We start from the raw sequence: 19,945 nt of genomic DNA, 5'->3' as shown, positions 1-19,945 counted from the left end.
GCCATGTCCTCGCAGTATTGGGTCGCGCCCGCTGTTTTCCTGATCGACACCCTGTTCGGCCTGTATATCTTCGCGGTCATGCTGCGGTTCCTGTTCCAGTGGGTCGATGCGGATTTCTATAACCCGATCTCGCAATTCCTCATCAAGATCACCCATCCGCCTTTGCGGCTGCTCAGGCGTTTCATCCCCTCGCTGGGGCGGGTCGATACCGCTTCGCTGGTGCTGATGCTGGGTTTGCAGATGCTGGCCGGGTATTTGACCTTCCTGTTGCAAGGGGTGGGAACGACGGTGCCGGCCTTGCTGGTGTGGTCCAGCGCGCAACTATTGGATCAACTCTTCAACCTGTATTTTTTCGCCATCATCATCAGGTCGGTTTTGAGTTGGATGGGGACTCGGACTTACAATGCCGCTACCACCTTGTTATACAGCCTGACCGAGCCGACCTTGCGGGCGGCGCGGCGTTTGCTGCCGCCGATGGGGGGGGTCGACCTTTCCCCGCTGATTCCCCTGATTGGGATACAGTTGGCGAAAATGCTCATCCTGCCGCCACTCCATCATGCGATGATGGCGTTAAGCTGAGATGGGCTGCGGGTTGACTTGGCAGGGCGGCGATTTGATCCTGGACATCCACGTCCAGCCCCGCGCCGCGAAGAACGAGATCGCCGGTTTCTTCGGCGAGCGTTTGAAAATCCGCATCGCGGCACCCCCGGTGGATGGCAAGGCCAATCAGCGGGTCATCGACTTCCTCGCCGAGACCTTCGCGGTTCCCAAACGCGATGTGGTGTTGCTGGCGGGAGAAAGCAGCCGGGATAAGCGCGTCAGGATCACATCGCCCAAGCGCCTGCCCGGATTAATCCCCAAACCGGATCAAATGGACTGAGCTTGGTTTTGGTCTACAATTTTTGGGACTTACCCTGGGTTGCAACTGTTCGCTGGGTGATAGGATCGAGAGCCGGATGATGAGTACCACCATTCATTTTAAAGATAAGCTGCGAGGGTACGGCCAATGGCGCGAGCAACTGGGCCGCGCGATTGAGCAATATCGAACCTGGCTGGACCGCTATCAGCTTAATAGCGATGGTGTCAACGAGGCCATTTCGAGCATGTTGGAGGGGTTGCGTAGCGACCGTATCGTGCTGGCGTTCGCGGCGGAGTTTTCGCGCGGCAAGACGGAACTCATCAATGCCTTGTTTTTTTCCGATACCGGGGTGCGCCTGTTGCCGTCCTCCCCAGGGCGCACCACCATGTGCCCAACCGAGATTTTCTACGACACCCAGGCCGGTAGCTATATCCGCCTGCTGGCGATCGAGAGCCGCCTGAGCGATATTCCCCTCAGCGAATACAAGCAGCATCCCCGCAGCTGGATGCAGATCGACCTCGATTGCGATTCGCCGGTGCAGATGCAGGAAGCCTTCCAGGAACTGGCCGCGACCAAACATGTCAGCGTCGCCGAGGCCAAGCGCCTGGGGCTGTATTCCGAGGATGTGCACATCCCCCATGGCGACGAACCGGACACCGTGGAAGTGCCGTGCTGGCGCCACGCCCTCATCAGCTTTCCCCATCATCTGCTCAAGGAAGGCTTGACCATCCTCGATACCCCCGGCCTCAACGCCTTGGGGGCCGAGCCCGAACTGACCCTGCAAATGCTGCCCAAGGCCCAGGCCGTCATCTTCGTGTTGGCGGCGGATACCGGCGTCACCAAGAGCGACCTCGACATGTGGCGCAACCATGTGCGTGGTTCCCGGCAGGGCAATAAGCGCGGCGGTCTGGCGGTGGTGCTGAACAAGATCGATTCCATGTGGGGCGACTTGCAGGGCGAGGAAACCATCGAGAAATCGATCCGTTCGCAAACCGAGTCGGTCTCCAAAATCTTGGATGTGGAGAGCCGGGCGATCTTTCCGATGTCGGCCAAGCAGGCGTTGTTGGCCAAGGTCAAAGGCGACCAGAATCTCCTGGAGAAAAGCCGCCTGAAGAGTTTCGAGGACTATCTGGCCGACAGCGTGGTCAAGGAGCGCCAAAGCCTGTTGTTGGCTTCGGTCGCGCAAGGTGTGGGGCATCTGGTCGAAGAATCCACAGGAGCCCTCGATGCCCAAATCCTCGACGCCGAGCGCCAGATCAACGACCTCCGCCAAATCGATGTGAACAACAAGACCAAGATGACCCAGTTGATGGCGGAAACCCGCGATCAGCAAAGCGGCTATCTGGTCGGCGTGGATCAATTCCAGGCCAGCCGCCGGGTGTTCGCGGTGCAGGCCAAACTCCTGGTCGATTCCCTGGCCCCCGAGAAGGTCGAGGAAATCATCAAGCGCACCCGCAAGCAAATGGCCGGGAGCCTGACCACGGTCGGCATGAAAACGGCCATGAAGTTGGTCCTGGACGAACTGCGGGTGGTGCTGCTGAACGCGGTGGCGGTGTGCGAGGAAACCCGCAAACTAGTGAAAGGCATCTACGCCAAGTTCCAGGAGGAACATGGGGTGGCGGAACTCAAGCCCCCCTTGCTGTCGCTCAAGCAATACCAGGCCGAGTTGGAGCAGGTGTTCGACGAGGGCGAAGCCTTCCGTGGCAGCGCCTCCTCGACCCTGATGGAACAAAGCACGGTGGTGGTGAAACTCTACACCACCACCATCGCCAGGGCGCGGGAATTATTCGAGCAGGCCCACAAGGACGCCATCGGTTGGACCACCATGGCCTTGGTACCTTTGGTGCACCAGATCAAGGACCACAAGCGCCTGATCGAAAGCCGCCTGGAAGTCCTGCGCAAGGTCAACGAAACCGGGGCGTCCTTGGATGGCGAAATCGCCTCCCTGGCGAAAGCGCTGGCGCAACTACGCCAGCAACACGCCGAATTGGCGGCGATCCGCCGCGTCCTCCAGTCGGAGCCCCCGGCGGCGGAGAATTCCGCCAACGCGGAGGACTACCGGCCGCCCAAGGCCGCAGCGAAGTGAGGTCCGCTGCTTCAACGCCGGACGAAAACCAAATCCCATACCCCATGTCCCAAACGTTCCCCCCGCGCCTCGAATTTGGTCGGGGGCCGGTGGGCCGGGCGCGGCGCGAAACCGCCGTCGGCCTGGGTATTCTCCAATCCGGAGCAGTCCCTTAATACCTCCAACATCTGCCGGGCATAATCTTCCCAGTCCGTCGCGGCATGGAATATCCCGCCACTTTTCAACTTGCCGGCCACCAACCGGGCGAAATCCGGGTTGAGGATGCGGCGCTTGTGGTGGCGGGCCTTGGGCCAGGGGTCGGGGAAGAACAGGTTGATCCCGCTCAAACCGCCATCGGGGACGCGGTTCGCCAGGAATTCGACGGCATCCCCGCGATAGACGCGGACATTGGATAGGCCCGCCTCCCTCAGCCGCAATAATAAATGGCCGATACCGGGCCGATGCACCTCGATACCCAGAAAATCGGTGTCCGGCGCGTCGGTCGCCATCCGCGCCAAGCTTTCCCCGTTGCCAAAACCGATTTCGACGATGGTCGGCGCTTCCCGGCCGAAAACGGCACGGGCGTCGAAGGCTTGATCGGTTTCCAGCCCGAATGTGGGCCATAGGTCTTCCAAGGCTTTGCGCTGGGATTCGGTGATCCTGCCTTGCCGCAGGGTATAGCTGCGTATCCGGCGCCGATCGGTGGGCTGACGGTTGTCGTTGGAAGGGGTGGGGGTATCTTTAGGCATGTTTATAAGTGGGTATATTGGGCGGATTTTTATAATTTACAATAGCGTCGTGCGAGAGGCCGGTCCGGGGTTTTTGGCTGCAACGATAGCAGGATGATAGGGTTTCGCTGTTTTCAATTGTGGTGAATATCATCGATAGCCTGCTTATGCGCTGGGTGGGCTACCGAGGGGCATGGGCGGAAGGCGCCCGTTGGATTCAATTATAACAGCGAAACCCAAGCCATCGTCTTGCCGCGCAACCGGGTCGAGAGGTATCGCCCAAGGGCGAATGGGGTCGGTAACGATGGGATGGATGGTTTCAAGGTATGCGATTCAGTCGTAAAAGGTTGGGCTTGGTCTCGTTGCGGAACGGTCCTGGAGCGTGGGCTCCTGGCTGATAGGCTTTGGGGGCAATATTGCCGCTATAGGGGCCATGCGCTAGCCTATGGGCCGACGGCGAATCCAGTGGCGCTTTGGTTTGGTTTTCCTAACGGCGGGTTGTACCAAAGCAAGCTGTGGATTCCAAACCAAGGTGTGCAGGATTATAAGGCATAGGCTCGTGTCCCCTAAAAGATTCCGGGACAAGTCCTGGCGGGGTTCGGGCTATAAGGTTTTATGGGTGACAAAGCTGTGGTATCGACGGTATTTACAGGGTCGGCGGTATCGACCAATCCGGCCTTGGCAGGGGAATTGATCGAGATTTATAGGGCGAGCTATGTCAAAAGACTGCGTGCCCGTTTCCAAGAGATGTTGAGCGAAGCTTACGCTATTTATGTCACCGCTTTGGATGAAGGGTTCGAGCCTCCGTTGAAGGCCCACCTCGCCGATGTGCTGCAAGATATGATTGTGCGGGCACCCACGCTTGCTGAGGCTTTCGAGGGCGAGTTGATGAAGCCTTTCCAAGCCTTTTTGGGTGGGCTTGAGAGTGGGGAGGCCGATCCGGGGGGCGAGGGTTATGGTCCGGGAGAGGATGCCCAGGTCGGCGAATTTGTGTCGAGAACCGTGCGGACGCTCGATACCCAGCATGGCAGCGTTATCCTGGCGATCACCAGGATTTATATGAAACGAATGGGTGGGGGTATCGAGGGTTCCCGGCCTCCTTGGGGGCCGACTTATTTGTTTGCCGCCTTCGCCGAGGTGCTCAGGCTTATAGAAATACCTATCCATGGACAGGTAAAGCTCGCGCTATATAAAGCGTTTGCCCAGGAAGTCTTACGGCATGTGGGCAATATTTATCTGACTTTCCGCGACGCTTTGCCTGCCGAGATTCCATCGCCTAGCCGGGGCATGGCCCAGGCGACTTTTTCCGGGGCAACGGTCGGGGATTCCTGTCCGGTAAACAAATCCCTGGAGGTTGTCGGACTCTCCGCCACCCCGGTTTCTCCGATGAAACGGAGGCTGATTTTTCCAGGGGTGATCTTGGTGGGGCTTATCGTGGCGGTCGGGGGAATCTGGTGGTCCGCCACCGATATTGCCGTGCCGGGACGCCCATCCGGGGCGGCGCGACGGGACGAAAAGCCATCGCCGAATGTCGGAACGGATTCTCCCGCGCCGACCCATCCGTCCGAGCGTGGTTCTGCCGAGGCCGGGCCTATCCAACCTGGGATGCAAGAACAGAAACAGTCTGTTTCGCCGACCCCGGTGGTATCGGAGGCGCCGATGGCATCCCCGCCTTCCGATCCGCCCATCGCGGAGACAGCGCCGGCGTCCACACCACCTCTCCCTGTCGTGGCACAGCCCATGTCCCAGGCGGTTGAGCCCGAGGCATCGCCGGAGCCGCCGCCACTGGACGAGCGCGGTAAACGCGAAGTGTTGCGCGGGATCAAGCTCAAGAGCTTCAAATGGAAGGTCGATCCCAGGGAAAGCGGAATCCTGTCCGACTTACGGATCGAGAACACCGGGCAATCCAGGGTGGGCGGCATCGAAGTGGTGTGCGCGCAATATTCCCGGCGCAACGCCTTCCTCGAAGCCGCCAAGAAAATCTTGGCCGACCCCATCGAAGCGGGGCAGGGCCGCGATTATCCCGCCACCTTGATCGGCTATGCCAGCCAGAACACCTATCGGATATCTTGTGTGATCGCGGATGCGATGGTCCTGCCAAACCCATGACCATGCCTTGAAATGGCGTGTTCGATACCAACGAAACGCCCGATAAAAACGGTCTTGCGGCATCCCGGCGGGCACCTTAAAAACATACTAAAATGCTCGGGAAAGAATTGCAAAAAGCGACCGCGGGATTTAAAGTTCTCGTATTCACAGGGGCGCTAGCCAGTTTCTCAAAGCCGACCGCGTTGCAATGTCGCCTGACGTCGCGCCTATCGGCACTTTAAGTTTGATCGAGCGAGGAGAGAATGACTGAACAACAATGGGACCGCGAGAGCGTGCGGGCCATCATCGCGGGTTTGCAGGACAAGCCGGGAGCTTTGTTGCCGATCCTGCATGGTATCCAGGATGCCTTGGGTTACGTCCCGCCGGATAGCGTCCCGTTGATCGCGGAGGGTTTGAACCTCTCCCGCGCCGAGGTCCACGGCGTCATCAGTTTCTATCATTATTTCCGGCAAACCCCGCCGGGAAGGCATACCATTCACTTGTGCCGCGCCGAATCCTGCAAATCCATGGGGGCCGACGCCCTGGAAACCCATGTGAAAACCCGCCTCGGCATCGATTACCACGAAACCACGCCCGATCAGGCTTTCAGCCTGGAGCCGGTTTATTGCCTGGGGAATTGCGCCTGCTCGCCATCGATCATGGTCGATCATGACGTGCATGGCCGTATCACCCCCGAGCGCTTCGACGAAATCATCGCCAATCCGGGGGTGGGCGCATGACCGCGACTGTTTATATTCCGCGCGATTCCAGCGCCCTGTCCCTGGGGGCCGAACGGGTGGCGAACGCCCTCCAGGCCGAGGCCGCCCGGCGCAATATCGCTATCGATGTGGTCCGCAATGGCTCGCGGGGCATGTATTGGCTGGAACCCTTGGTCGAGGTGGCAACGCCTAATGGCAGGGTGGCCTATGGGCCGGTCAACGTGGGCGATGTCGCCGCCTTGTTCGATGCCGGGTTCCTGCAAGGTCATCCGCATCCCTTGTGCCAAGGACCGACCGACGAAATCCCCTATCTCAAGCAACAAGAGCGGCTGACCTTCGCCCGCGTCGGTATCACCGATCCGGTCAGCCTCGACGATTATCTGGCCCATGAGGGCTATCGCGGCCTGCGGCGGGCCTTGGATATGGCACCCGCCGCCATCGTCGACGAAGTCGCCCAATCGGGCCTCCGGGGCCGGGGCGGCGCGGCCTTCCCGACCGGCATCAAATGGCGCACCGTGCTGAATACGCCCGCCGGGCAGAAATACATCGTCTGCAATGCCGACGAAGGCGATTCCGGCACCTTCTCCGACCGCATGATCATGGAAGGCGACCCCTTCGTCTTGATCGAGGGCATGACCATCGCCGGGCTGGCGGTGGGCGCGACCCAAGGCTATATCTATCTGCGCGTCGAATATCCCCATGCCCACCGCGCCTTGAACGAGGCCATCCAAGCGGCTTACCAAGCAGGCTATCTGGGGCGGGATATTTTGGGCAGCGGCAAGGACTTCGATCTCGAAGTGCGCTTGGGGGCCGGTGCCTATGTCTGTGGCGAGGAAACCTCCCTGCTGGAAAGCCTGGAAGGCAAGCGCGGACTGGTGCGTTTCAAGCCGCCGTTGCCGGCCATCAAGGGCTTGTTCGGCCAGCCCACCATCATCAATAACGTGATTTCCCTGGCCTCGGTGCCCATCATCCTGGACAAGGGCGGCGATTATTACCGCGATTTCGGCATGGGCCGTTCGCGGGGCACCTTGCCGATCCAACTGGCCGGTAATCTCAAACATCCGGGGTTGGTGGAAAAAGCCTTCGGCGTCACTTTGCGCGAAATCCTCTATGACTACGGCGGGGGTTCCGCCACGGGCCGTCCGATCCGTGCCGTGCAGGTCGGCGGGCCCTTGGGGGCTTATCTGCCGGAATCGCAATTCGATACCCCGCTGGATTACGAAGCCTTCGCCGCGCTTTGGGCCGTGCTGGGCCATGGCGGCGTGGTCGCTTTCGACGACAGTGTCGATATGTCGAAGATGGCACGGTATGGCATGGAATTCTGCGCCGTCGAATCCTGTGGCAAATGCACGCCTTGCCGTATTGGTTCCACCCGCGGTGTCGAAGTCATCGATAAAGTGACCCACGGCGTTGAACGGGATAAAAACCTGAAGCTCCTGCGCGACCTCTGCGATACCATGCTGAATGGTTCCTTGTGCGCTTTGGGTGGCATGACGCCTTATCCGGTGTTGAGCGCGTTGAACCATTTCCCGGAAGATTTCGGGGCATCGGCGACGGAGAAAGCGGCCTAGCCCGACGATCCCGGTCCCCGGCGGGACCGACCGCTTTCCCACGCGGCTCGTGGGAAGAGTCAATCAGCAAGTAGGTTGGATGCGCCCGCGCCCCGGAGCCGCGGGTCCATCCCATCCCAGGATTTCGAGGAGTCAATCCCATGGCAATGCGCGATTACGATTACGGCACACCGGCCAGCGGTTCCGCCAAGCAGGTCACGTTGGAAATCGACGGCTTCACCGCCACCGTGCCCGAAGGCACTTCGGTCATGCGGGCCGCGGCCAGCATCGGCATCCAAATCCCCAAACTCTGCGCCACCGACAGCCTGGAGCCGTTCGGTTCCTGCCGCCTGTGCCTGGTGCAGATCGAAGGCGGACGCGGCCTGCCCGCGTCCTGCACCACGCCGGTGGCCGAGGGCATGAAGGTCTCTACCCAGAACGACCGGCTCGCCAATGTGCGGCGCGGGGTGATGGAGCTTTATATTTCCGATCATCCGCTGGACTGCCTGACCTGTGCCGCCAACGGCAATTGCGAATTGCAAGATATGGCCGGGGCCGTGGGCCTGCGCGAAGTGCGCTATGGCTACGAGGGCGAGAACCATCTCAAATCCGAGAAGGACGCCAGCAATCCCTATTTCAGCTTCGATCCTTCCAAGTGCATCGTCTGCTCGCGCTGCGTCAGGGCTTGCGAAGAAGTGCAAGGCACTTTCGCCCTGACCCTGGATGGCCGCGGCTTCGATTCCAAGGTGTCGCCGAGCCAGAACCAAGCCTTCATGCAGTCGGAATGCGTCTCCTGCGGTGCTTGCGTCCAAGCCTGCCCGACCGCCACCTTGATGGAAAAATCGGTCATCGACCGGGGCCAACCCGAGCATAGCGTCGTGACCACCTGCGCCTATTGCGGCGTGGGCTGTTCATTCAAGGCCGAGATGAAGGGCAGCGAAGTGGTGCGCATGGTGCCGAACAAGGACGGCCATGCCAACCACGGCCATTCCTGCGTCAAGGGCCGGTTCGCCTTCGGCTACGCGACCCACAAGGACCGCATCAAATCACCGATGATCCGTAAGAGCATCAACGATCCTTGGCAAGAGGTTTCCTGGGAAGAAGCCATCAATTATGCGGCTTCCGAATTCAAGCGCATCCAAGGGCAATATGGTCGCCAGTCGGTCGGTGGCCTCACTTCCAGCCGTTGCACCAACGAGGAAGCCTATCTGGTCCAGAAGCTGATCCGTGCCGCTTTCGGCAATAACAATGTCGATACCTGTGCCCGTGTCTGCCATTCGCCGACCGGCTATGGCCTCAAGCAAACCTTGGGCGAGTCGGCGGGTACCCAGACCTTCGATTCGGTGATGCAATCCGATGTGATCCTGGTGATCGGGGCCAATCCGACTGACGGCCATCCGGTGTTCGGCTCGATGATGAAGCGGCGCATCCGCCAGGGGGCCAAGCTGATCGTGGCCGACCCGCGCGACATCGATCTGGTGAAATCCGCCCATGTCAAGGCCGATTATCATCTGAAGCTCCGGCCCGGCACCAATGTGGCCCTGGTGAATGCCTTGGCCCATGTGATCGTGACCGAAGGCTTGGCCAACGACGAATTCGCCTTGGCGCGTTGTGAAGTGGCTTCCTATGAGAAATGGAAGGCTTTCGTCGGCGAGGAGCGCAATTCCCCGGAAGCCAGCGAATCCGTCACCGGCGTTCCGGCGGACTTGGTTCGGCAGGCGGCGCGCCTCTACGCCACCGGCGGCAATGCGGCCATTTACTACGGCCTGGGCGTGACCGAACACAGCCAGGGTTCGACCACCGTGATCGGCATCGCCAATCTGGCGATGGCGACCGGCAATATCGGTCGCGAAGGCGTGGGTGTGAATCCCCTGCGCGGCCAGAACAATGTGCAGGGCTCTTGCGATATGGGCTCCTTCCCGCACGAATTCCCCGGCTATCGCCATGTGTCCGACGACGAGACCCGTGCCGTGTTGGAACAAGCCTGGGGCGTGAGCCTGGAATCCGAACCGGGGCTGAGGATTCCCAATATGTTCGGCGCGGCCTTGGATGGCAGCTTCAAGGGCTTGTATTGCGAAGGCGAGGACATCGCCCAGTCCGATCCCGACACCCAGCATGTCCATGCGGCTTTGCGGGCGATGGAATGCGTGGTGGTGCAGGATTTGTTCCTGAACGAAACCGCCAAGTTCGCCCATGTGTTCCTGCCGGGCGCTTCCTTCCTGGAAAAGAGCGGCACCTTCACCAATGCCGAACGGCGGATTTCCCCGGTGCGCCGGGTGATGCCGCCCTTGGCGGGCTATGAGGATTGGGAAGTGACCCAGTTGCTGGCGAACGCCCTGGGCTATCCCATGAACTACAAGCACGCCTCCGAGATCATGGACGAGATCGCCCGCTTGGTGCCGACCTTCACCGGGGTCAGCTTCGCCAAGCTGGACGAACTCGGCAGTGTCCAATGGCCTTGCAACGAAAAGGCGCCGAACGGCACGCCGACCATGCACATCGACGAGTTCGTGCGCGGCAAGGGCCGGTTCCTGCTGACCGAATACGTGCCGACCCAGGAGCGCACCAGCAGCCGCTATCCCTTGATCCTGACCACGGGCCGCATCCTGTCGCAGTACAACGTCGGTGCCCAGACCCGCCGCACCATGAATTCGATGTGGCATTCGGAAGACCGCTTGGAAATCCACGCCCACGATGCCGAGCAGCGCGGCGTGAAGGATGGCGATTGGGTCGGTATCAAGAGCCGTGCGGGCGAAACCGTGCTGCGGGCCTTGATTACCGATAGGGTACAACCGGGTGTGGTCTATACCACGTTCCATTTCCCCGAATCCGGGGCCAACGTCATCACTACCGACAATTCCGATTGGGCCACCAATTGCCCCGAATACAAAGTGACCGCGGTGCAGGTGACCAAGGTGGCCGGGCCTTCCGAGTGGCAGCGCCAGTACCAGGAGTTCACCGAGGAGCAGTTGTCGCTGTTGGATCAGCGCGTGGCCGCTTCCGCCTGAGGTATTCGCCGTGGACCCCGCCGCCGACTTGGGTTGGCCCAGTTATAGGCTGAGTCCGGTCGAGCGGTGGCGCGGTGGCGATCATGCCAGCCTGGAAGACTGCATCGCCGAGGAAGCCCCCATCGCCCTGATGTACAACGGCCAGCCGCATGTGGTGATGCTGGCGACGCCGTTGGACCTGGAGGATTTCGCGCTGGGCTTCAGCCTCACGGAAGGCATCCTCGCCTCGCCTGGGGAAATGCACGCCGTCCGCGTCTACCAGCGTGCGGAGGGCATTGAGGTGCGGATGCGTATCGAACCCTCCCGCTGCGATACCCTGCCCGATAAGGGCCGCAATATGACGGGTCGCACCGGCTGCGGGCTCTGCGGTGCCCAAACCCTCCAGCAAGCCATGCGTAGGCCCGCCCCGGTCGGTCCGGGCGTCTTGGTCGACGCGGCGGAACTGGCCCGCTGCCTGGCCGAGTTGCGCGGACACCAGCGGCTCAACCGCATCACCGGGGCGGTCCATGCGGCGGCCTTCGCGGTGCCGGGGAAAGGCGTCGTCCTGGTGCGGGAGGACATTGGCCGCCATAACGCCCTCGACAAGCTCATCGGTGCCTTGGCACGGAAAGGCACCGATTTCAACACGGGCTTCGCGCTGGTGACCAGCCGGGCCAGCTACGAGATGGTCCAGAAATGCGCCTCGGTCGGCATCGCCTGCATGGCCGCGATTTCGGCCCCCACCGGCTTGGCCGTGCGCTTGGCGCTGGACACCGGCTTCACGCTGATTGGCTTCGCCCGCGACGACGACCATGTGGTTTATGCCAATCCGCATCGATTGATCCACAACTCCCATGATTCTTGAGCGATGGAAATAGAAAACCTGGTCAAAATGGCCAACGATATCGGCAATTTCTTCAATTCCGAACCCGACCACGAAGCGGCGGTCGCGGGCGTTTACGAGCATCTCCGCAAATTCTGGGATCCCCGTATGCGTAGGGCGGTGGTCCAGCACCTGGGGCGGGGCGGCGAAGGTCTGGACCAACTGGCCCGCGAGGCCATCGCCAAGCTGTCCGCCGAAGCCTGATTTCCGGTCCGCCAGGGCGGAAGGATCGCGCCTTCCTACTCCATGTCCCATGAAGAAGCCGCCGACCGGGTTCCCGTTCGGCGGCTTCGCCGCGTCTTGGGGATGGGGCCGCGCTGCCGTTCACAATCCTGCCCATGCCGGTGTCGTTCCCGAGGATATGGGGAGAATTGCGGGAGGTATCCACGAACCGGTCGTGGGTGGTCCCGGACCATGGCCGAAGGAGTAATAACCCTTGGCGCGATCCCGGCCCGCCAGGGTGTAGGCGTATTCGCCGAAACCGGGGTAAACCGTGGACATTGGCCAGTTCATTCCGCAATAAATGGTATTGGCGACCAGCGCCATGGTCCCGTCGGCATTATAGGTATCGCGCAACAAGAGGATATTGCCTAATATTGGTTTGATTTTTTAGCGAGGCGGTATAGGGTATTGCCCGGTTGAAATTTATTTTTTCGTGGGCGACTTCAACGGCGTGGTTTGGGTTTTTCGGTAGGTTGATATCGTGGTTGACATAACCGGTATGGGTTTGGCTGGTGGCTAGGTCGATCCAGGCCGTGCCGCCGCCCGCCGCGCCGGGGGCAGGCTCCGTGGATACAGTGGAGGCCGTTGCCGCTCCCCCTGGGTGGACGCTTTTCGCCACCATCGGGTCGCTTTCGACTGCCGGGCGGGTCCCGCTCGAACGTTGTCCGGCCCGGTCGGGTCAGCGGCTTGATCGTGGTTTTTGAAGGCGGTGTCTTTGGACAACTTCAAGGCCAAACCGTCGCCCTTGTTGGGCATCGCCGAAGAGTTCCGGGGCGGCGTTGTCTTTGGCGACGGGTCGAGCAGGGTGCCGGGATTCCAGGCCATGGCCCGCCATCGTGGGGGCGTCCGTGCCGGTTTGCTGGAGTGGGTTTCGCCTCTGGGCCGCTGGGGCGTTTTTCATTGGCCGGGTTTTTATCAGGCGGTCCCGCTGCCATAGAAGCCTTGGCTTCCATGGGCCGATGATTATGCGTCACCGCTTTTTGACGGTTTTGCCTTGGCGGAATGGAACTGTCGGCGTTAAGAATGGTTAATGGCGTGTGGAAAACGTGAACTACTCCACAGGAACGGTACCCTGTTTCTTTGGGGACTGTTTCGACGTGCCGGGGTGGGTCCGGTGGGTGCCACCTTGGAGTGTCGTTTTATTTCCATCGGGGAGGTATGGATTTCGGTCTTTATCTTAAGCGCCGCGATTATTGTTTTTTTTACAAAAACCTATGAATCGATGGACATTAGGCCAGCGTAGCGCTGGATAGCTGGTCGAAATTGGGCGGGTTTGTCGGTTTTAATTGCCGAGCTTCTTGCTTTTAGTGTATATATTGCACCGTGAATAAATTCGAGATCGCGTTTGTGGCTGCGCTCCCAAACGCATCGCAATTAGTTAAGCCACGATTAATCGCTACCCATATAGGGGATACACCCGATGTCTAACAAAAACGGCAATCAAGAAGAGCGGCAATCTTCTTACGGCACCAAGCTGGCTTTGACGGCCGGCTCCTTATCATCCTTGTACTTGCTCCCCATGGCGGTTGCACAGGCCGGGATGGTCACCTGTACCGGTACTGCTACTACGGGATGCGGTAGCTCTGCGGGACTGACCCTGAGCCTGGCCGACATCGGCGGTTCGGCCAAAGGCTGGGATGTGGACGGGGATAGCGTTCTTGATTTCAACTTGTTCCCAGGGGATGCCGGTAAAATTTTCCTGAAAAGTGCGACCAACGGTCGTGGCATCGCCGTAAAAACGGCCACGGGGCACTCGACCGCAAAGCCTCTCGGTACCGGCAAATGGAGATCCCTTGCCCGGATGGTCAACGTGGGTTCGGCCAACAAAAGCGCCAATCTTTTAGGGACGAGGGCCGGTTATGCTTTTAAAGGGGACGGCGATTTGAAGAGCGGTGCCCAGGCCTACCGCACAATGTGGTGGAAGCGGCCTGCGGGCAAAGGTGGTGGGACAGTTCCGGGGCAATATCTGCAACAGTTCGTTGATAATGGCGACAACTACATCAATTTCGCTTTCTCGCATAACGGTAGCGACACGTATGGGTGGGCCCAGATCAACATGAATTCGACCAACCATTCCTTCACAATCGTACAGTGGGCATATAACGTGCCAGCCCCCGACGTTAGGGTTCCCGAGCCTTCCACCGCCGCCTTGGCTTTGATCGGCATGGGCGCGGGAGGTATCCGGGCTTGGCGGGCGCGTAAGAAGTCCACCATGGACAACAAGGCGCTTGCGACCTGATTCGTTCAAGCTTCCGTGAAAAGGGACGGCCCTTACCCGTCGTCCCTCTACGTCCAGCGCTATACTAAGCGCTACGCGCCCGCCCTGAAACGCCTTGGTCCAAGGCCGATCCATCCCATGCCACTTCCCCTTCCGTTGCGGCTTCCCCATGCGGAGGCCGCGACGGAACGCGGCGGGGAGGGCCAAATCCCGCGCAATTGATGCATTGCCCATCGGCCCATGGTCCAGCGGCACCCGCCCCGGCCATCCCACTGAAACGACCACACGAAGGATTTCCCATGGCACCTAAAGTACTGTTGATCGGCTGGGACGCGGCGGATTGGAAGGTGATTTCCCCGCTCATGGACGCGGGCAAGATGCCCAACCTGGAAAAATTCGTGTCCCAGGGGGTCATGGGCAATCTTTCGACCCTGTATCCGGTGCTGTCCCCGATGTTGTGGACCTCCATCGCGACCGGCAAGCGCGCCTATAAGCATGGCATCCATGGCTTCGCCGAGCCCGATCCCAAATCGGGTTCGGTCCGCCCGGTCACCAATTTGGGCCGCAAGTGCAAGGCGCTGTGGAATATCCTGCATCAGCAGGGTTTGAAGTCCAATGTGGTCGGGTGGTGGCCGTCCCATCCCGCCGAACCCATCGATGGCGTGATGGTTTCCAACCATTATCAACAGGTCGTGGGCGGCTTGGACCAACCTTGGCCGATGCGGCCCGGCACCGTGCATCCTCCCCATTTGGCCGATCCCTTGGCGGAATTCCGGGTCCATACGGGTGAGCTAGACCCCGAAGTCTTGCTGTCCTTCGTGCCGAGGGCCGCCGAGATAAATCAAGAAAAGGACCGGCGGCTGTCGATCCTCGCCACCATCATCGCCGAGAACGCCAGCATCCACGCCGCGGCCACCGCCCTGATGCAGCTCGAACCCTGGGATTTCATGGGGGTGTACTACGACGGCATCGACCATTTCTGCCACGGCTTCATGAAATACCACCCGCCGCGGCTGGACTGGGTGTCCGAGGAGGATTTCGAGTTCTACCACGAGGTGGTCAACGCGGGGTACCAATTCCACGATTTGATGCTGGGCACCTTGCTGCATCTGGCGGGCGAGGATACCACCGTCATCATCGTGTCCGACCATGGGTTCCATCCCGACCACCTCCGGCCCAAGGAACTCCCCAACGAACCCGCCGGTCCCGCCGAGGAACACCGCGACTTCGGCATCATCGCCATGAAAGGGCCGGGCCTGAAGCGGGACCAATTGATCTACGGGGCCAGCCTGCTGGACGTGACCCCCACCATCCTCAGCCTCTATGGCCTGCCCCTGGGCCGGGACATGGACGGCAAGCCCTTGTTGAGCGCCTTCGCGGCGGTGCCCGAGGTGGAATATATCGAGAGCTGGGACAGCCTGCCGGGCGATGCCGGGAGGCATCCGCCCGGCATGCAAACCGACCCGGTGGACGAGACCGAAGCCTTGAAACAATTGGTGAAGCTCGGCTATATCGAAAAGCTCGACGAGGACCGCGAGACCGCGCTGGCCAATACCATCAAGGAACTGCGCTATAACCTGGCGCGGGATTTGTTCGATGCCAAGCAACTGGTGGAAGCGGCCCGGTCCTTCGAGGAACTGTGGAACGAATTTCCCGACGAGAGCCGTTTCGGGGTCAAGTTGCTGGAATGCCACCTGGGTTTGAGCCGGCCCAAGGAAGCCAGGATCGCCTACGAGCGTTTGTTCCGGGAAAAACAGCGCTATGCCACCGCGGCCCTGGAGGAATTGCAAAAGCTGTCCCAGGAATGGAAGGACAAGAATTTCGCCGATCTGACCGAGGACCAGCAAACCCGGGTCGGCGACCTGCGCCGCAAGGCGGGGTTCAACAACGCGGTCTTTCCTTTCCTGCTGGCCCTGGTCTATATGGCCGAACAGGAATACGACCTGGCCCTGGCGGAGTTCGCCAAGGCCGAACACGTCCAATTGCACAACCGGCCCAGCCTTTATCTGGGCCGGGCCAAGGCCTATATGGCGCTGGGACGTTGGCGCGAAGCCGAGGCCTGCCTGCAGGAAGTGCTGGCCATCGATCCGGTCAATCCCGTGCCCCGGCTGGGTTTGGCGCGTTGCCACCTGCATAGCCGCCGGCCCCGCAAGGCCTTGGAGGAAGCCCTGGCCTCCATCGGCATGGTGTTCCACAATCCGCTGGCCCATTATGTGTGCGGCCGCGCCCTGGTCTGGCTCGGGCGCAAGGACGAGGCCATCACCGCCCTGCAAACCGCCCTGGCCCAGAATCCGGTCTATCCCGCCGCGCACGGCTTACTGGCCGATATCTACCGCGGCCGCGAACAATTCGACAAGGCCGCCGAACACCGGGCGCTGGCCAAGGCCGCCGAGGCGCGGATCGCCGCCTATCTGGCCGGTGAGCCGCTGCCCGATGACGTGGATTTGAAACTGGACCTCGATATGCACCGGGCCGCCTCGGTGGCGGATTTGTCGGTTCTGGAAGCCCTGCCCCCGTTGGGCCGGGATATCGTGGTGGTCTCCGGTTTGCCGCGTTCGGGCACGTCGATGGCGATGCAGATGCTGGCGGCGGGCGGCGTGTCCATCCTTACCGATGGCGAGCGGGTCGCCGACGAGAGCAATCCGCGGGGTTATTACGAATTGGAGCGGGTCAAGCAACTCGTCCAGAACCCGGATAACGCCTGGTTGGACGACGCCCAGGGCAAGGCGGTCAAGATCATCGCCCCGCTCCTCGACCAACTGCCGATGGGCCATGTTTACCGCATCGTGTTCATGGAACGCCCGCTCAAGGAAATCGTCGCCTCCCAGGCCGCGATGCTGAAAAGCCTGGGCCAGGACGGCGCGCGCCTTTCGGAGCGGCAATTGGCGGCGGCCTATCTCAAGCAGGTGGATAATGTGCGTGCCGTGCTGGCCGCCCATCCCGACCGGGTCAGCGTGCTGTCGATAGGTTATCACGAGGCTTTGCACGATCCGCTGGCCGTGGCCGCCCAGATCAACCGCTTCCTGGGCGGTGGCCTGGACGAAGCCGCCATGGGGGCGGCGGTCGATGCCAGCCTCTACCGGCAACGGACCGATAGCGCCGCCGCCTGAACCCACCCTGGCCGGGGTTTGGGATGCCGGCCGGGATTTCCATCCATTGTGCGAACCGTCCGGCGAGGAATCGATCATGGCCAAGATCCAGGTGTTTTTCGGTGGCAGCCTCCAATCGGAATTCCCCTTGGAGTCGCGGGAGGAATATGCCGTGGGCCGCGCCCCCGATTGCGATATCGTGATCGACAATCTGGCGGTGTCGCGGCGGCATTGCTTGTTCAAGAGCCTCCATGGGCAATGGATGATCGAGGACAACCAATCGGCCAACGGCACCTTCCTGAATGGCCAGCGGACCTACACCCAGGCGCTCAAACACCAGGACCGCATCGTCATCGGCAAGCATACCCTGCTGTTCGACGACTACGGCAGCGGCCACACCCATCAGGGCATCGCCACCAACGTCGACAAGCCCGCCGAGCCCCAGGACGAGGGCGACGCCACCTGCTTCGTGCGGCGCGACGTGGTGGCCCAGTATGTGCAGCGCAGCGAAAAGGGCAATATGGTTTTGGTGCTGGAGGGCGTGCGCCGCAAGGTGGTGCCCCTGGATAAGGAATTGACCGTGGTGGGCCGGGGCAACCGTTGCGATTTGCGTATCGATGGCTGGTTCGTCAAGGGCGAACAGCTTTCCATCGTCAAACAGCAATATGGCTTCAGGGTGGTCCACGAGGGCGGTTGGCGGTCCCTGCGCGTCAACGGCAACAAGGTCCGCGAAGCCATCCTGCAAGCCGGGGATGTGCTGACCATCGCCGGCCACAGGATTTCTTTCGGCAGCCTGTGAGCGCCGGGGTTCAGCGCAGCCGGGCCGCGCCTTCGCCACGCGGATCGCTGGCGGCTTCCACCCGGTCCGTCCGCCGGTCCCACAACACCGCCTGCATATCGCCATAACGGCGGTCCACGGCCTTCAACACATGGCCGAGCCGTTCCAGTCCGTCCCGTTCCGCCCCGGTCAAGCCCCCGCTTTCGTATTCGATCACATCCGGCAGGTATTGATGATGGAACCTCGGCACCGCGATCCAGGACGCGGGTCCGTGGCCCTGGGCGAAATCCAGCGCCGCCAGCAGCACCATCGACACGATGCGGCTGCCGCCCGGAGTGCCGACCACGCCCAGGCGGCCGCCGTCGTCGAGGAAGGTCGGGGTCATGCTGGACAACATGCGCTTGCCGGGGGCTATCGCGTTGGCCTCGCCGCCCACCAGCCCGTAGACATTGGGCGAACCCGGCTTGGTCGAGAAATCGTCCATCTCGTCGTTCAGCAACACCCCCGTGCCCGGTGCCACGAAGCCGGAGCCGAAGCCGTAATTGATGCTCAGGGTCGCGGCCACGGCGTTGCCTTCCCGGTCCAGGATCGAATAATGGGTGGTGTTGTCGCCGACCGGCCGGGGCCGGGCGGTGTCGCTCAGCGCCGCGCTGGGCAAGGTCCGGTCGGGGCGGATGGTCGAGCGCAGGCCAGCCGCATAGTTGGGGCTCAACAGGCGCAGGATCGGCATGGCGACGGCATCGGGGTCGCCCAGGTAGGTTTCCCGGTCGTGGTAGGCCCGGCGCATCGCTTCCACGATCAGGTGTTTGCGGGTGGTCGCGGGCGCATGGTCCAGATCGTAGGCCGACAGCATATTCAGCATTTCCACCAAGCCGACGCCGCCCGCCGAGGGCGGTGCCGCCGTGGTGATGCGGATGCCCTGGTAATCGCCATGGATGGGGGTCCGTTCCACCGCCCGGTAGCCGGCCAGGTCGTCCAGGGTCCAGATGCCGCCCGCCGCCCGCACGCCTTCGACCAAGGCCGCGGCGGTCGTCCCGCCATAGAAACCCGCTTTGCCCTGCCGGGCCAGCTTCCGCAAGCTATCGGCCAAATCCCGCTGGACCAAAATGTCCCCGGAGCGCGGGACCGCGCCGCCGGGCAGGAAGATCGCCGCCGCCGCCGGATGGCGGCGCAGGACTTCGGCGCGGGGTCCGAGCAGGCGGAGATGCCGCTCCCCCAGCGCGAAACCCGCCTCGGCATGGCGGATGGCCGGCGCCAGCGAAGTGGCGAGCGGCAGGCGCCCATAATGCTCGGCCAGATGGACCAAGGCGGCGGGCATACCGGGAATCGCCGCCGCCAAGGCCCCGTCGATGGACAAGCCGGGGATGGATTGGCCCGCCTTGTCCAGGTACATATCCCGCGCCGCCGCCAAGGGGGCGCGTTCCCGCCCGTCGAGCAGGATTTCCTTGCCATCCTCCCCCCGGCGCAACAACCAAAGTCCCCCGCCACCCAGCCCGGAACCCGCCGGTTCCACCACCGCCAGGGTCGCGCCGACCGCGACGGCGGCATCGAAGGCGTTGCCGCCCTGGCCAAGTATGTCCAAGCCCGCCTGGGTGGCGAGTGGATGGGCGCTGGCGATGGCCGCCTGGGGTGGCCGCGCCGCGGCGTGGACTTGAGGGAAATAAACCAATAGGCACAGGATCAAGCCGATGGGACGGCACCCCCGGCGGAGGGGGCGCGGGTTGGGGACGGGATGGATTCGGATGTTCATAGGGTGGAA

At 61.6% G+C, this 19,945-nt stretch carries 15 protein-coding genes and 1 riboswitch; of the genes, 12 read left to right on the top strand and 3 right to left on the bottom strand.

All coding sequences use genetic code 11. The features are described from left to right. Nucleotides 1-3 precede the first annotated feature (3 nt). The 3 genes from K5658_RS16250 to K5658_RS16240 all read left to right on the top strand — a co-directional run bounded on the left by K5658_RS16250 (nt 4) and on the right by K5658_RS16240 (nt 2,945). The gene (locus K5658_RS16250) at nt 4-579 is read left to right on the top strand and encodes a YggT family protein (protein WP_221064147.1); all 576 of its coding nucleotides are present in this window, start codon (nt 4-6) and stop codon (nt 577-579) included. Nucleotide 580: 1 nt separating this feature from the next. Continuing rightward, nucleotides 581-880: a DUF167 family protein gene (locus K5658_RS16245; protein ID WP_221064146.1), complete on the top strand. Its 300-nt coding sequence runs from the start codon at nt 581-583 to the stop codon at nt 878-880. 79 nt (nt 881-959) lie between these two features. After that, nucleotides 960-2,945, top strand: a complete 1,986-nt coding sequence (locus K5658_RS16240) for a dynamin family protein (protein WP_221064145.1) — start codon at nt 960-962, stop codon at nt 2,943-2,945. Between the two features lie 11 nt (nt 2,946-2,956). Here K5658_RS16240 and trmB read toward each other — a convergent pair whose 3' ends face one another. Further along, a complete protein-coding gene (trmB, locus tag K5658_RS16235) occupies nt 2,957-3,673 on the bottom strand; it encodes a tRNA (guanosine(46)-N7)-methyltransferase TrmB (RefSeq protein WP_221064144.1) in 717 nt (238 codons plus the stop codon). A 594-nt stretch (nt 3,674-4,267) separates the two neighbouring features. Here trmB and K5658_RS16230 point away from each other — a divergent pair. The 6 genes from K5658_RS16230 to K5658_RS16205 all read left to right on the top strand — a co-directional run bounded on the left by K5658_RS16230 (nt 4,268) and on the right by K5658_RS16205 (nt 12,083). Further along, a complete protein-coding gene (locus K5658_RS16230) occupies nt 4,268-5,761 on the top strand; it encodes a hypothetical protein (protein WP_221064143.1) in 1,494 nt (497 codons plus the stop codon). A gap of 242 nt (nt 5,762-6,003) precedes the next feature. Further along, nucleotides 6,004-6,480, top strand: coding sequence for a formate dehydrogenase subunit gamma (locus K5658_RS16225; RefSeq protein WP_221064142.1), 477 nt, complete (start codon nt 6,004-6,006; stop codon nt 6,478-6,480). Further along, a complete protein-coding gene (locus tag K5658_RS16220; RefSeq protein ID WP_221064141.1) occupies nt 6,477-8,030 on the top strand; it encodes a formate dehydrogenase beta subunit in 1,554 nt (517 codons plus the stop codon). The genes K5658_RS16225 and K5658_RS16220 overlap by 4 nt, the downstream gene beginning before the upstream one ends. A 140-nt stretch (nt 8,031-8,170) precedes the next feature. Continuing rightward, complete coding sequence (gene fdhF, locus K5658_RS16215) at nt 8,171-11,017, top strand: formate dehydrogenase subunit alpha (protein ID WP_221064140.1); 2,847 nt, start codon at nt 8,171-8,173, stop codon at nt 11,015-11,017. A 10-nt stretch (nt 11,018-11,027) separates the two neighbouring features. Beyond that, nucleotides 11,028-11,861, top strand: coding sequence for a formate dehydrogenase accessory sulfurtransferase FdhD (fdhD, locus tag K5658_RS16210; protein WP_221064139.1), 834 nt, complete (start codon nt 11,028-11,030; stop codon nt 11,859-11,861). 3 nt (nt 11,862-11,864) lie between these two features. Further along, nucleotides 11,865-12,083 carry a formate dehydrogenase subunit delta gene (locus K5658_RS16205; RefSeq protein ID WP_221064138.1) on the top strand — a complete coding sequence of 73 codons (219 nt, stop codon included), beginning with the start codon at nt 11,865-11,867 and terminating at the stop codon, nt 12,081-12,083. Nucleotides 12,084-12,203: 120 nt separating this feature from the next. Here K5658_RS16205 and K5658_RS16200 read toward each other — a convergent pair whose 3' ends face one another. Continuing rightward, the gene (locus K5658_RS16200) at nt 12,204-12,458 is read right to left on the bottom strand and encodes a hypothetical protein (protein ID WP_221064137.1); all 255 of its coding nucleotides are present in this window, start codon (nt 12,456-12,458) and stop codon (nt 12,204-12,206) included. A gap of 558 nt (nt 12,459-13,016) precedes the next feature. Continuing rightward, nucleotides 13,017-13,105, bottom strand: a riboswitch (cyclic di-GMP riboswitch). A 416-nt stretch (nt 13,106-13,521) separates the two neighbouring features. Between K5658_RS16200 and K5658_RS16195 the strand changes: the two genes are divergently transcribed. From K5658_RS16195 to K5658_RS16185, 3 genes are all read left to right on the top strand, one after another. Next, on the top strand, nt 13,522-14,340 hold the full coding sequence (locus tag K5658_RS16195) for a PEP-CTERM sorting domain-containing protein (RefSeq protein ID WP_221064136.1): 819 nt from the start codon (nt 13,522-13,524) through the stop codon (nt 14,338-14,340). A gap of 278 nt (nt 14,341-14,618) precedes the next feature. Next, entirely contained in the window at nt 14,619-17,429 is a 2,811-nt protein-coding gene (locus tag K5658_RS16190) for an alkaline phosphatase family protein (protein WP_221064135.1), read from the top strand. Between the two features lie 76 nt (nt 17,430-17,505). After that, a complete protein-coding gene (locus K5658_RS16185; protein WP_221064134.1) occupies nt 17,506-18,207 on the top strand; it encodes an FHA domain-containing protein in 702 nt (233 codons plus the stop codon). A 10-nt stretch (nt 18,208-18,217) separates the two neighbouring features. Here K5658_RS16185 and ggt read toward each other — a convergent pair whose 3' ends face one another. After that, the gene (gene ggt, locus K5658_RS16180; protein ID WP_221064133.1) at nt 18,218-19,936 is read right to left on the bottom strand and encodes a gamma-glutamyltransferase; all 1,719 of its coding nucleotides are present in this window, start codon (nt 19,934-19,936) and stop codon (nt 18,218-18,220) included. Nucleotides 19,937-19,945: the final 9 nt, after the last annotated feature.

The sequence above is a fragment of the Methylomagnum ishizawai genome, assembly GCF_019670005.1.
Classification (GTDB): domain Bacteria; phylum Pseudomonadota; class Gammaproteobacteria; order Methylococcales; family Methylococcaceae; genus Methylomagnum; species Methylomagnum ishizawai.
The sequence above is the reverse complement of the archived record's forward strand: the minus strand, read 5'-3'. Positions and strand labels throughout refer to the sequence as shown.

What these genes read in the sequence shown, in the direction of transcription:
- K5658_RS16250 (WP_221064147.1), top strand. Translation starts at nt 4, where the DNA reads ATGTCCTCGCAGTATTGGGTCGCGCCCGCTGTTTTCCTGATCGACACC.
- K5658_RS16245 (WP_221064146.1), top strand. Translation starts at nt 581, where the DNA reads ATGGGCTGCGGGTTGACTTGGCAGGGCGGCGATTTGATCCTGGACATC.
- K5658_RS16240 (WP_221064145.1), top strand. Translation starts at nt 960, where the DNA reads ATGAGTACCACCATTCATTTTAAAGATAAGCTGCGAGGGTACGGCCAA.
- trmB (WP_221064144.1), bottom strand. Translation starts at nt 3,673, where the DNA reads ATGCCTAAAGATACCCCCACCCCTTCCAACGACAACCGTCAGCCCACC.
- K5658_RS16230 (WP_221064143.1), top strand. Translation starts at nt 4,268, where the DNA reads ATGGGTGACAAAGCTGTGGTATCGACGGTATTTACAGGGTCGGCGGTA.
- K5658_RS16225 (WP_221064142.1), top strand. Translation starts at nt 6,004, where the DNA reads ATGACTGAACAACAATGGGACCGCGAGAGCGTGCGGGCCATCATCGCG.
- K5658_RS16220 (WP_221064141.1), top strand. Translation starts at nt 6,477, where the DNA reads ATGACCGCGACTGTTTATATTCCGCGCGATTCCAGCGCCCTGTCCCTG.
- fdhF (WP_221064140.1), top strand. Translation starts at nt 8,171, where the DNA reads ATGGCAATGCGCGATTACGATTACGGCACACCGGCCAGCGGTTCCGCC.
- K5658_RS16205 (WP_221064138.1), top strand. Translation starts at nt 11,865, where the DNA reads ATGGAAATAGAAAACCTGGTCAAAATGGCCAACGATATCGGCAATTTC.
- K5658_RS16195 (WP_221064136.1), top strand. Translation starts at nt 13,522, where the DNA reads ATGTCTAACAAAAACGGCAATCAAGAAGAGCGGCAATCTTCTTACGGC.
- K5658_RS16190 (WP_221064135.1), top strand. Translation starts at nt 14,619, where the DNA reads ATGGCACCTAAAGTACTGTTGATCGGCTGGGACGCGGCGGATTGGAAG.
- K5658_RS16185 (WP_221064134.1), top strand. Translation starts at nt 17,506, where the DNA reads ATGGCCAAGATCCAGGTGTTTTTCGGTGGCAGCCTCCAATCGGAATTC.
- ggt (WP_221064133.1), bottom strand. Translation starts at nt 19,936, where the DNA reads ATGAACATCCGAATCCATCCCGTCCCCAACCCGCGCCCCCTCCGCCGG.